Source organism: Planctopirus limnophila DSM 3776, from assembly GCF_000092105.1.
GTDB lineage: Bacteria > Planctomycetota > Planctomycetia > Planctomycetales > Planctomycetaceae > Planctopirus > Planctopirus limnophila.
Window position 1 is genome coordinate 3,919,555 of record NC_014148.1, and the last position, 12,871, is coordinate 3,932,425.

9 protein-coding genes are annotated in these 12,871 nt (G+C 53.6%); 2 read left to right on the top strand and 7 right to left on the bottom strand.

Annotated elements, in window-relative coordinates:
* Positions 1-212: 212 nt before the first annotated feature.
* The 4 genes from PLIM_RS15540 to PLIM_RS15555 all read right to left on the bottom strand — a co-directional run bounded on the left by PLIM_RS15540 (position 213) and on the right by PLIM_RS15555 (position 5,943).
* Positions 213-1,718, bottom strand: a complete 1,506-nt coding sequence (locus PLIM_RS15540; protein ID WP_041401932.1) for a J domain-containing protein — start codon at positions 1,716-1,718, stop codon at positions 213-215.
* A gap of 131 nt (positions 1,719-1,849) precedes the next feature.
* A complete protein-coding gene (locus PLIM_RS15545; RefSeq protein ID WP_041401934.1) occupies positions 1,850-2,656 on the bottom strand; it encodes a hypothetical protein in 807 nt (268 codons plus the stop codon).
* Positions 2,625-4,379: an Hsp70 family protein gene (locus PLIM_RS15550; RefSeq protein ID WP_013111280.1), complete on the bottom strand. Its 1,755-nt coding sequence runs from the start codon at positions 4,377-4,379 to the stop codon at positions 2,625-2,627. Before PLIM_RS15550 ends, PLIM_RS15545 begins: the two co-directional genes overlap by 32 nt.
* Positions 4,380-4,620: 241 nt before the next feature.
* Positions 4,621-5,943: an alkaline phosphatase D family protein gene (locus tag PLIM_RS15555; RefSeq protein ID WP_013111281.1), complete on the bottom strand. Its 1,323-nt coding sequence runs from the start codon at positions 5,941-5,943 to the stop codon at positions 4,621-4,623.
* 150 nt (positions 5,944-6,093) lie between these two features.
* Here PLIM_RS15555 and PLIM_RS15560 point away from each other — a divergent pair, with 150 nt between their 5' ends.
* The gene (locus PLIM_RS15560) at positions 6,094-6,423 is read left to right on the top strand and encodes a hypothetical protein (RefSeq protein WP_013111282.1); all 330 of its coding nucleotides are present in this window, start codon (positions 6,094-6,096) and stop codon (positions 6,421-6,423) included.
* A gap of 240 nt (positions 6,424-6,663) precedes the next feature.
* Positions 6,664-9,015, top strand: a complete 2,352-nt coding sequence (locus PLIM_RS15565) for a prolyl oligopeptidase family serine peptidase (RefSeq protein ID WP_013111283.1) — start codon at positions 6,664-6,666, stop codon at positions 9,013-9,015.
* A 353-nt stretch (positions 9,016-9,368) separates the two neighbouring features.
* Here the strand turns inward: PLIM_RS15565 and PLIM_RS15570 are convergent, their stop codons facing one another.
* From PLIM_RS15570 to PLIM_RS15580, 3 genes are all read right to left on the bottom strand, one after another.
* Positions 9,369-10,976 carry an N-acyl-D-amino-acid deacylase family protein gene (locus PLIM_RS15570; protein ID WP_230849325.1) on the bottom strand — a complete coding sequence of 536 codons (1,608 nt, stop codon included), beginning with the start codon at positions 10,974-10,976 and terminating at the stop codon, positions 9,369-9,371.
* Positions 10,977-10,996: 20 nt separating this feature from the next.
* A complete protein-coding gene (locus tag PLIM_RS15575; protein WP_013111285.1) occupies positions 10,997-12,310 on the bottom strand; it encodes an NAD(P)/FAD-dependent oxidoreductase in 1,314 nt (437 codons plus the stop codon).
* Positions 12,311-12,394: 84 nt separating this feature from the next.
* Entirely contained in the window at positions 12,395-12,826 is a 432-nt protein-coding gene (locus PLIM_RS15580; RefSeq protein ID WP_013111286.1) for a carboxypeptidase-like regulatory domain-containing protein, read from the bottom strand.
* Positions 12,827-12,871 lie beyond the last annotated feature (45 nt).

The following is a 12,871-nucleotide window of genomic DNA, read 5'->3' on the forward strand; positions in this document are numbered from 1 at the left end:
ACTTCCCTCATCGCGCTGGTAAGTTTGTTGTCCACTCAACAAGGTTCTAGATTGCATTTTTTATAAAACTTACTGATCGTTGGGACTCTTTAACACTTTTCTACTTCACTCCCCGTAGTGTACCCTGCATTCAAGCTACATTACAATCCGATAAATAGCGGCATATTCCCCATCATATAAGCTTGAGAAGACGATCATCGACAGGGCTCTTTCTAAATACCGATCTGACATGCCTGAACCAGGCTGCGCAGGGGTTTATCTTTGAGCAACATGTCGGCCCGGGGTGTTGTCGCTTTATTGGAGATTTCGATCATCTGCAGTACAGGGACCAGTTTTGTCATGTCAATACAGTGCACGAGACAGAATCGCAGGACGCGTCCTCGCAATGAGTTGTAGCTGAATTGCGATGCGGACATCAGACCCATAAGAACCGTATCGCGCTGGGCCTCGCTTTTCAGTCCCTCAAATTCAAGGGCTTCGTACTGTGAATATTCTTCATACCAGAGTTGATAGATCGCTTGACTGAGTATCTGCAGCCAGGGTGCACCTTTTTTCAACAGCTCATCCAGGCACATCAGTGAACTCTGCGGGTGATTCACAATCTGATCGATCAGTGGCAACAAAATCTCCCGCCTGCGCGGGCTTTCGATATGTTCCAACTCAGTAGCGACCTCCAGACAGCGACGATAAAGAAAACGGATCGATTTAGAGGTTCTGACGAGTGATGAAGGCGAGCGAAAGAAGTCATGGTAATTCGATATCAGATAGTCTGCCCGATCAAACAATTCCTGTTGATGAACCCCTTGTGATTCCAATTCTTTCAGAAGGGTCTGGCAGCGGTCAAACATCGGCTGACGCAAACGGGGATGATAGACCACCACCAGTTCCAGCAGTTGGATCACAATCGTTAACCATTGAGCAGGATCGTCGAAATACTGCGATTCCAGTTCTTCAAACTCCTGCAGCACAACTTCATCGCCGTCGTCTTTGAGAAGCCCTTTCCACCTCAGACGTAACAACGAGAGACGGAAACTCTGGTTGTAGCGGCCTGAGATCAGCTTCCAGATCTGGTTTTTCATCGCCAGTTCCGGCCGGTTCGACACTTCAGCCAAGAGCAATCGCTCCACCTCATCACTCAATCGATAAGTGATGGCGAAATTCAGAAGTTGATCATAGGCCGTTGTCGAACGATCCAGCTCGGGATGAAGTGTCAGCAACCAGTAGCGCTGCAGCATTTCCCGCTCAAAATGAGGTCTCGTAAAACGTCTTCTGGCAAGTTCGGCATACGCCTTCTCATATTCACCCGCCTTCGCCAGTTGCCACGGATCGACATCTCGGTGAGCCTGCCGCCGATGGTGGGATCTCTGGGATGATGATTCATGTCCCGCGTCGTCATGTTCAGGAGTCTCGGCCGAATGATCTTCTGCCGAAGTGCCATCATCCTCGACGGATTTCTCATCCGTTGTTTGAAGATGATTCCATATCAGATGGGCCACGGCGGCAGTGTCCGCATCGGCATCGGCGTAATGCTGCAAGGTTTCATACGCCTGCCTGACTTTTTGAAATGCTTCCGGTGCCGATTCGGGGCGATATCGTTTAATTAACCGCGAGTACGCCAGCTTTAACTCTTTTTTGGTAAATGATCTTTCCATCCCCAGAATCCGCCAGGGATCTTGAGGCCATTGGGAAACATCGTCCGGTAAAGAGTCCATATTCATCAGTGATTTCAGTTGAATTGTTGTGAATCGTCTTTACACGATCTGCCATAACTATATAGATCGCCGATCAATCTTCGCAGATCATTGTTTATCGAATTGTTATCATTCGACAGCACTCCTTGATGCGTCAGCTAGCGATTGATCAATACGGAAATCAGACTGATAACAAACAGGATCGCGGTGATCAGGCAGCCCCATTGATCAAAAAACGAAGCTTTTTGGGGTGTGACCCACTGTAGCCCGGTATCTTTCTCTGCCAGATCTGGAAAGTGCATGCGGTACCAGTAGTGAGGATCCTGGATGTTGAGTAACTCCTGAAACCAGTTGCCTCCCAGAGAAGCCAGCCTGGGGTCTTGTCTTTTCAACATCTGCGCAGCAGCATGCCATTCGTTCGCTCGATCAAAGAGAACTACGATTTTCTCTCGATAGAAATGTCCCTTTTCGGTAGGCCAGGTGGTATAGGATCGGAGAATACAATCGCCCAGATACCGCTGATACTCTGTTCCCACATGATCGACATTGAGGCTGAGATTCAGCCCACGCTCAAGATGGTTCAGCAGACGTTTCAGTCGCGGATGAGGTTCGCACAAGGGCTTGAGCCTCTCGTACTCATGCTTTCTCAATTGCGGCGGAAGGCTGTAGTAGCGGCTGTAAAATTTACGAAGGACCTGCTCGGTTTCTTTTTCCGTGAGCTGCTGGGAATGTGCGTGGTCTGCGGCTGTCCATAATGTCTCCGGCCCGCCCGCCAGATATTTCACGGCTCGGTCAAAATCGGCATGCCCTTCAAAATCGGCGGTTTCCAGAGTTTTTAAGGCCCGGGTCGCGCAGACGGTGGCATCGAGGGAGGGTTCCAGATCGAGGTAATTTCTTGCCCAGGCTCGATGATGCTCTTCCACCTGCAGGCTCTTACTCGTCGGATGGAGAGGTTCCGTAGTCACCTTGTTCGCCTTCAAAGGAATCGAATGCCTTGAGAAATGCTCCCAGTTCTTCAGCAAAGAGTTTGATCTGTGCCTGATCCTGAGATTCCAGTACCTCTTCAAACCCCGTGATCAGTTGATCCAGGCGGTTTCGCTCACGATGGGGAAGTTCCATATAGAGTCGCTCGGCCCATTTAAGCAGTAGCCGGTTCTCTTCTTCATCGCGAGGATGAGCCTTTAAAGCCTGCATCTTATCGAGAGCCGTTTTCATCTGACTTTCGCTCAGATTTTTCATATGGCGGGTAAAGACCTGAGTGGCCCGCTTTTGTGTCTTCACAATCACCGCTTCGGCTTCGAGAATGCCATTGAGGTCATAAGTGAATCGAATATCAATTTCCTGTCCAGGTGGGCCGGGGGGAATACCAGTGACTTCGAAAGAACCCAATAGCTGGTTGTCTTTGACCAATCGGGATTCACCCTGATAGACCGAAACATTCACTTTGGATTGATTGGCCACACGGGTGGCCACGCGTTCGACCCGGCTGACAGGAATGGTTGTATTGCGATTGATGATCGGCAGGTAATAACCATCCCGATCTTCGCCACCAATTTCACGACAGATCTCCACGCCCATGGTAAAGGGAGCGACATCGGTCACGACAATTTCGGAAAGGCTCTCATGCCGATCCAGAATCCCGGCATTGACGGCGGCACCTAAAGCGACCACTTCATCGGGATTGATGGTGCAGCGTGTGGGTCTTTCGAACAGCTCTTCAATACGTTTAATAAGACTCGGCATGCGAGACGCACCGCCTGCCAGAATGACTTCGTCGATCTCCTGCCGTTTCAGCCCGGCATCGCCTAGCGCCCTGCGGATCGGGCTTAAAATGCGATCCAGCGTCGGTTTCGTCCAGAGGTCGAACATTTCCCGTGTGATCGCATAACGCGGTGCATCGGGCTCGATTTCTCCCTGACTGTTCGGCAGGCGAACTTCTGTTGACGCTTCATTTGTCAACCGGCGTTTGGCCTGTTCGCATTCCCGACGTAAGCGAGAAACTCGCAGTGGCTCCTGCATTTCGGTGTGTTCGAACTTCATCCCGGCCTGATTGAGAATCTGGGAGACACAGGCGTCGGTGAAATCTTCTCCACCCAAAAAGATCTCGCCGGCTGAAGCACGAATTTCAAGCACACCTTCAAACATTTCGACAATTGAAACGTCAAACGTGCCGCCACCTAAGTCGATAATCACGGCTGTCTTTTGAGAATCGGCTTCATGGAGACCGTACGCTATGGCTGCAGCCGTGGGCTCGTTGACAATCCGTTCAACCTTGAGACCTGCCATCTGACCGGCAGCAATCGTCGCTCGCCTCTGCTCTTCATTAAAGTAGGCAGGGACGGTAATCACAGCCGACGTTACGGCTTCGCCCAGATAATGCTCGGCATCAGCGACCAGCGATCGAAGCACACAACTGGACAGATCGATCGCCGACATCTTGCGGCCAGCCAGAGTCACGCTCCAGTCACTTCCCATGTAGCGTTTGAAAACGCTCGCGCAAAGATCCGGATGTGAGACCTGATACTCTTTGGCCGTCATTCCGACCAGCAGATGCTCGCCTTCAACCCCCACAACAGAAGGAGTCAGTTTCTGGCCAAGTGAATTCGGGATGAGCTTCGGGCCATCCGCCTCCATAATGGCAATGAGTGAATTGGTCGTTCCCAGATCAATGCCAACAATGCGACTCATATCGTCTCTATCTGATCCTGTCAGTACTCACCACAGCCTTGAATCTCACGAGATTCTGCGGCAAAGGACACACCGGCAGGCAACAGGTTCCAGAAGAAACCGTGTCCCAAAGTCGACTGGCGACTGACCCTGCGCCCACTTGTTACTTGAGGCTAATCTTCAGAGAACGGTCATCGCAAGATGCTTTTGATTCCTCTGGCCTGGAAGTTGAACTCCAGCGGTAGGCGGGATGCGGTTGAAATCAGGCAATCCATTCAAAAGAGTGGAGTTCTTCGCCCTGCCTGTTGATCCAGGTGGCAGTCAGTTTGGGTTGGCTTTCCAGATTGCTGGCAACGAGCTTGAGGAACACATTCGGAGCGGGTTTGCTCCAGACACGGGCTGGATGCTGCACATCGAGCGAAGGGATGACCGAAGCGTGCATCGGCGAAACAACACATTCGTGGAGTGGATAACCGACTCGCTCCGGCCCATAAATATGATGCCGGCTGACATGGATATCTCCCGAGATTAGCATGACGCCGCTGATCTGCTGCTGCTTAATCCAGGCAAAGAGTGCTTCGCGCTCGGCACTGTAGGTCTCCCAGTGATCTTTCTCTTTGTTCCCCTTGGGATACCAGACCATGCCGGTACAAAGAATTTTGAATGGGGCCGTCGAAGCCTTCAATGTTCGCTGAAGCCAATTCCACTGCGCTTGGCCCAGGCAGGTCTTTTGTGCCGGGTCGGCCCAGGAACTGGCTGTCTGTGAGAACCAGCGATCATCAATCAGCCAGACTTCGACAGGCCCTCGGCGAAACGAGGTATAGATCCCCTCGTCGTTTTCTCCGTAATTTGCCAGAGCGTTGTATTCGAGGAACGCCTGGCGGATATCTTCCTTTTTCGGCATCAGTCCATCGGAATCATTCTTGCCGAAGTCGTGGTCATCCCAGGTGTTCCAGAAGGGGATTTTCGTAGCGAGCATTCTGAGGGTGGGGAGTGTCCCCCAGAACTTTCGCCGGGCGAGTCGGTTCCTGCTGAGGTCGTTGGTATCGATGTAAGGGGTATCGCCCAACAGGCAGAAGCCATCAACTTGATGAGCGGCGATCTGGCTCCATAAATCATCGAACTCGGTGCTCGACACACAGGAACCCAGCCCCAGCGTGATTGTGGCAGGCGTTTCGGGTGCTACGGGTGTCGTGAAGGTGAACTTTCCATCAAAGTTATCAGGACCGAACAGTGAGGTTGAACCCGTGGTCACCAACTGGCCGCGATAGGTCGTACCGGGCTGGAGGTTCTGCAGAGAGAAGGTCACACAATCATCGTGAACTTTCTCGGGAGCCGATTCCAATTGCTGTATTCTCTGCCCTTGTGCATTCTCGAGGCTCAGGCGAACGGATGTCGCACCAGGAGCGCGGCAGAATAAGTAGGCTTGACGATGATCAATATGCCCCAACACAGGCCCGATGACTTCGCGAATGGGCTGATCGGCAGCCAGCAAAGGATTGACGCCTGTGGCCACAACCAAAGTGCCCGCAGCGGTCATAAACTCTCGGCGATTCCACCCGGCTGAAATTGTTGCATTCGTCATTACTGAATCCCGATCTTGTGCGAGCAGTTACCAGGTGATGTTTGAGAGTGCCAATCAACCAATGTTATGACAGCGATCATGCTCGGGGACGATGAAAAATCGATTAAAGAGACAAAAAATTTCCTAAAAATCACAGACTAGCCACTCATCATGCGATTTGAAGATTGGGATTTGGCAGTACTGATCAATGCGTGCGAAGTGCTGATCTGGATGGGCCTGGCTGTCGTCGTCACCTTGAGACCGCTGTTCCCGCCTGTTCAACCCGCACAATTGCCAAGCGAGGCCCGACTTCGCCGGTGGATGGCGTTTGCGCTGGTGCTGTTTGGCTTATCAGACGCCGTGGAAATCTGGTCGGGAGCGTGGTGGCGGCCCTGGTGGCTGCTCGTCTGGAAAACGGCCTGCGTATTCGCGATCTGCGTAATCGGGTCAGTGCTTTATCTGCGCAGTCGGGAAAACAACGCTCACATTTCCAAATCCTGATAGTGCAGATCACTTCTGAACTTCTGCAAAAAGCCCACTCTCAACAAAAAGGCTGAAATTCTTGAGAATTCCAGATTGGAGAGTGTAATTTACAAACCCGATTTGGTTTGATATTGCGTACATTATCGTAGTATGGGACGGGCTTGGCTAACAAAACAAGTGATTTTGTGAAGATCCTTCCTGCGGTTCGAGCGTTCAATCGCTGAAAACAAATCTGCCAGATGTCTTCGGGAGTGGTGTATGAAAGCTTATGTCTGGTTGATGATGATGGTGTGGTCTCTGCCCTGCCCTGGGGGCTCGTTATTGATCAGTGAGGATCAACCTCCACAAACCGCGCCTGAGGCGAAAATCTACCGTGATCGGATTTCGCCCACCTGGCTGCCCGACGAATCGGCTCTGTGGTATCGCGTGGAGGTGGCTCCGAAGAAGGAAGAGTACATTCGCATCGATGCGGCAACAGGCCTCCGGAGTGTTCACAAAGATTTCAAATCAATGAATCTGCCAGGCCCTGCGGAGATTCGCACCTCGACACTCACGACCAGCAGACGCAAAGGTCCTGCCGAATCAGAGATTTCCTGCCATCTGGAGTTTAAAAATCAGATGGATGAACCAGTCAAACTGGACTGGGTAAAAGCTGAAGGGGAGTCGATTCCGTATGCGGTGATCGAGCCAAACGCCAGCCACACCCAGCACACTTTCCAAACGCACCAGTGGATCATCACCAGGCAGAATGGCGAGCCATTGGCCACAATATTTGCGGACCCTGCCACCCCACGCATCTTGATCGATGGCATCTCCGGAAAGGCACCGAGGAATTCTCCCTCAAGAAGGCCCAGATCTTCTGCTCAAGGGTTCTCTCCCGACGGAAAATGGTTTGCTCGCGGATCAGGGAATCAGGTTATTCTCACAAACGGCGAGATGCAGGATGAAGTTCGCATTTCGCCGCCAATCCCGGCAGATGCCAAAATCTTTGGGACAGCCTCGTGGTCGCCAAATTCTGAGGCCTTTGTGTTTTCGTCAGCCATACCTGTCAAGGTGCGGCAAATCTCGATTGTCGAGACCTCACCCAAAGATCAACTGCAACCCAAGGTACGTCAGTTGAACTATGCCAAACCAGGCGATGAACTGGACCAGCCAGTCCCTGTGCTCTTCCGTCTCGAGAACGGCTCCTTTAAGCCAGTCGTGCTGGATTCGACGCTCTTTACCAATCAGTTTACCAGTTCGCCCTCGATGAATTTTCACTGGTCGGAAGATGGTCGCGAGTTTTACTTCGATTTTAATCAGCGGGGACATCAGTGCTATCGAATTCTCGCCGTTGATGTGAAGACCGGGCAGGTTCGTCCTGTCGTCGAAGAGGTCAGCCCGACGTTTGTCGACTACCGCAATCTCTCCTGGCGACATTGGTTGCCGAAGACGAAAGAACTCCTCTGCAAGAGCGAGCGAGATGGATGGAGTCACCTTTGGAAGTTTGATGTTTCCGGGCAGAAGTCACCTCAACAACTGACCTCTGGCCCATGGGTCGTTCGAGAGATTCAGCGCGTCGACGAAGCATCAAACACGATCTGGTTCACAGCCAATGGGTTGCGTCCTGAAGAAGATCCTTACCATCTCTATCTCTGTAAAGTCTCGTTCGATGGCACCGGTTTTCAACAGCTCACACAAGGCGATGGGACTCACGAAATTCAGTTCTCTCCTCAATCGACCTACTTTGTCGATACCTGGTCGCGGATCGATCATCCTCCTGTGGTTGAACTTCGGAAGAGTGCTGACGGCCAGTTGATCTGTGAAATGGAGCGTGCCGACGCAACGGCGTATTTAGCCGCAGGCCACACCTTTCCGGAAAGATTTGTCGCTACCGGACGAGACGAGAAGACCAACATCTATGGCGTGATCTTTAAGCCGACAAAATTCGACCCAGCCAAGAAATATCCTGTCCTGGAAAACATCTACGCTGGCCCTCATGGAGCTTTTGCACCCAAACGGTTTGGAGCAGCCCGGCAAATGCAATCGTTTGCCGATCTGGGCTTTATTGTGGTGCAGGCCGATGGCATGGGCACCAACTATCGGGGCAAGACATTTCATGACGTCGCCTGGAAGAATCTCAAAGACTCCGGCTTCCCGGATCGTATCCGTTGGATCAAAGCTGCCGCTGCGACCCGTCCCTGGATGGATTTAACCCGCGTGGGAATTTACGGCGGGAGTGCCGGCGGGCAGTCGGCCATGAGAGCGCTTCTGGATTACTCAGATTTTTATCATGTCGCGGTGGCGGATTGCGGCTGCCACGACAACCGCATGGACAAAATCTGGTGGAATGAACTCTGGATGGGCTGGCCTGTCGACGAAAGTTATGCAGCCAGCTCGAACGCAGTCGATGCCCACAAACTCAAAGGCAAATTGCTGTTGATTGTTGGCGAACTCGATTCCAACGTCGATCCTGCCAGTACGATGCAGGTTGTCGCGGCTTTGCAGAAAGCGGGAAAATCATTCGACTTCCAACCCATCATCAACGCCAACCACGGAGCCGCAGAAACACCCGCAGGCAGCCGAGCCCGCAAAGAGTTTCTCATCCGCCACTTGAAGCCAGAACTTTAACGTTTGAGTTAGACAATTACGCATCGTATGAGTTCAACGAGCCGGAAGCGTTAGCGACGAGAATTTACCATTCCTCTTGACGATCATGTTTGGAAAACGAGAGCACCCGTCGCTGACGCTTCCGGCTCGTGGATGGCGACCTGCGTTCAAGAGGCCCAAAACACAAAAACCCCTGCAAAGCAGGGGTTGTGTGGACTGAAGTTCCGAAAAAATGCACCATTTTGATCGTTGATCACATAGACACTGAATTGGTGCATTGGCATGCACCCAAAGGGAAGGTCGAAGCTCATTCATCCCGTTCCCCAGCTACCGTCACATCCTGTCTCTACCTGGTGGTTTTGACAACTTTTAACTTATTTTGCCGTTTTTTGATCGGCGTTCTTTTGCAAGGCTCGGCCAGCCAAGGCACCCGTCGGAGTTCCCTTGTAGACAGCCATAGTGCCATTAACCAACACGTATTGCATTCCTTCAGCGTATTGATAGGGTTCCTCGAAGGTTGCCTTGTCGATGAACGATTGCGGATCGAAGACGACAATGTCGGCGGCGTAGCCAGTTTTCAAATAGCCCCGGTCCTTGAAGCCAAGAATGTCGGCTGGGAGGCCCGTCGCACTGCGGATGGCGTGTTCGAGGCTGATCACCTGTTCGCGAATCGCGTAATGCCCGATCTTGCGGGGGAAGGTGCCGTAGCCGCGGGGGTGGGGACGGTCGGCGGTGGGGAGCCCCGCCGAGGCATCCGATGCTGTCGCCACCCAGGGATAGGTCATCGCCGTGCGGACATCGTCTTCACTCATGGCGAACTTGACGATCCGGGCACCGCCAGCACGGGTGATCTTCTCGACCGCTTCCGTCGCGGTGATCTTATCCATCTGGCCGATCTCATAGAGGTTTTTGCCGACGTATTGCGGATAGCGACTGCAGCTTGAAATCACTATCTGTCGGCCGTCGTCGGAAGTCTTGATCTCCCGAGCCACCTCCTCGCGGATCTTCGGTCCGGCTTCGGGATCGTTGAGTCGGGCGATCAATTCTTTTCGTCCCCCAGAGCGAGCCCAATTGGGGAAAATCGTGGGTTCGAGAGTCGTGCTGAAAGCGGTGTAAGGATACTGATCCGCTGTGACTTTGAGTCCCTTCCTTTGGGCTGTCTCGATAAGGGCGATGGCCTGGCCGATGCTGCCCCAATTCGGGGTGTCCGCGGCCTTGATGTGCGAGATATGCGTGGGGCAGCCCGCCTTCTCGCCGATCTCGATCGCCTCCAGGACGGAGGGGAGGAGCGTAGAAGCTTCGCCCCGGATATGACTGGCGTAGAATCCGCCACCGGCAGCGATCTCGCTGGCGATCTCGATCAACTCTTCGGTACTGGAATAGCTGCCCGGGAGGTAGATGAGGCCGGTGGACATGCCCCAGGCCCCGTCATCCATCGCCTTCTTCGCCAGAGCCCGCATTTTGGCCAGTTCTTCGGGCGTCGGCTTGCGGTTCTCCGAGCCAACCACCTGGGAACGCAGCGAGCCTTGCGGCAACAAATGGGCCACATTCGTCCCTGCACCGGGCGTGTTGATCTTCTTGTAGTAGTCGGCCACATCGACCGGGCCGCTGCCACAGTTGCCGGTAACCGAAGTCGTGCAGCCCTGCATGATGTAATTGGTGCAGGCACGGCTGTTCACAGAGGTAACGCTGGGATCGCTATGCGTATGGAGGTCGATGAATCCCGGCGCGATAACCAGGCCTTTGGCGTCGATCACCCAAGTGGCTTCTGGGCCGTCGCCTTGGCCGAGAGAGGTGATCTTCCCCTTGTCGATCGACACATGACCAATAACCGGAGGAGCACCGCCGCCGTCGTAGATGGTGGCATTGCGGAAGACGAGAGCATCTTTCGCGAGGAGATCACTCCCTTGCAAAAGCGAACAGATCAATAAGGTGAGGGCCGTATGCCGCATGGAGACTCTTTCACCACAATTCATGGTCATGAGATGGCTGTGATTCAGAATTAGAAGCGATGGACGCGATAGGGGTGGGGATCGATATGGGGCGTAGAGCCGGCCAGCATTTCCGCCACCAGCTTTCCGGTGGCCGTCGCCATCGACAAGCCGAGCATGCTATGACCGGCGGCGAGCCAGGCGTTGTCCATGCGGGGCAGTTTTCCGACAATGGGGACGCCATCGCAGCTCATGGGCCGCCAACCGTACCAGCGTTCGACAATCGGTTCCGTCTGCGGATCGCGGAGATAGAACTTGGCTCCTTCAGTGAGGAGGCTCAAGCGATCAGGCCGCAGCGTGTTGTCATAACCCGCGAACTCCATCGTTGAGCCAATGCGATATTCGTTCTTGGTGGGTGTGACGGCGACGCGATGATCCTCGAAGATCATCGAATGACTGGGGCAGATCGCGGGGCGGGGCATGGTGATCGAGTAGCCTTTGCCCGGCTCGATGGGAATTGCCACACCCAGCTTCTTTTGCAACTGCCGCGACCAGGCCCCCGTAGCGAAGACGACATGATCGACAGGAAAGTCGCCGCGGCTGGTGAACAGGCGGGTGATCTTTTTCGATTGCACCTCCAGGTCGAGGAACTGGCAATGTTCGCGAATTTCGACACCCTGCTGCTGGAGCAGCTTCCGCCACGATTTCATCAGCAGGTCGGGGCGGATGTGGGCATCGCAATCGTAGTACCAGGCACCGGCCACCACAGGTTTGAGGGCAGGTTCACGCTTTAGTAGTTCGTCGCGATCCAGGCGATCCGCGGAAACTCCAAATCGTTCGGTCAGCAGGCGGTTGGTCTTCTCGAAGTGTTCGAAATGGCGTTCGTTGTGATGGACGAACATCAGCCCCTTCATTTCCCAGTCGCAATCCCCCAGCTTGCCGATCTCCATCAATTCCTGATAGAGCCGCCGGGAGGAAGCCAGCATCGCATGGCGGGCCTGCCCAGCATTAAGCATATCCTTGAAGTTGCAACGCAACGCAAACCTTAAAAACCACATCCACATTTGCAGGTCGAGGCGGGGACGAATCTTGAACGGGGAGTTCTTTTGGAAGAGTGTCCAGAGCGAGGAACTGATCGCCCCCGGGCGGCAGAGCGGAAGGACGTGGCTGGGGGAGACGTAGCCGCAATTGCCATGCGAGCAACCCCGTCCGAATTCGCCCTGATCGATCAACACGACCTGGCAACCCGCCTCGGCGAGATAGTGGGCACAGGCGGCCCCAACGACGCCGGCACCCACGACATAGACAGGCGTGGTGGCTTTAGCGGGATTGCGGTTAATCGTCATCTGCTGACTTGGCGCGGGGGCTTCGATCGTGGCTGACATGATCGTACTAAACCTTGTAGAAGAATCTGTGAGAGTCCATCGAGAACCAGGCTGTTGATAATGAGTCGTCTCGACGAAAAACGACTAAGGTGTCCGCAGTACGGGATTCAAATCGATCTTGATGTCGTTCCGCCCGGCTTGAACGGTTTTGACCAGCGTCGTCTGGTTGATATCAGAGACCTCTTCTGGGATTTTCTTGCCGCGATTGCTGTCCCCCTCGGTTTCCATGACTCCAATGGCGACCTTGTAGTTGCCGGGGAGGAAATCCTGTTTGCCGCGACCCCGGAAGATACGGAAACGGCCTTGTTCATCGGTCATGCCGAACCCTTCGAAATTGTCGTCGGTCGACTTGAAGGTGACGGCCATACCTTTGGCGGGTTCGCCGTTGATCGTGACAGAACCTTCAATCGTTCCCACTGGCTGAGAACAACCGCTGGCGAACCAAAGGAAGAGCCACAGCGGTAATGCGTGGGGCAGGAGTCGATAGGTCTTGAGACCGTACGGATGGAATCGCATCGTGGCGTCTTCCTGAGAAATACTTGGACACGTGAAAGAGAAAGT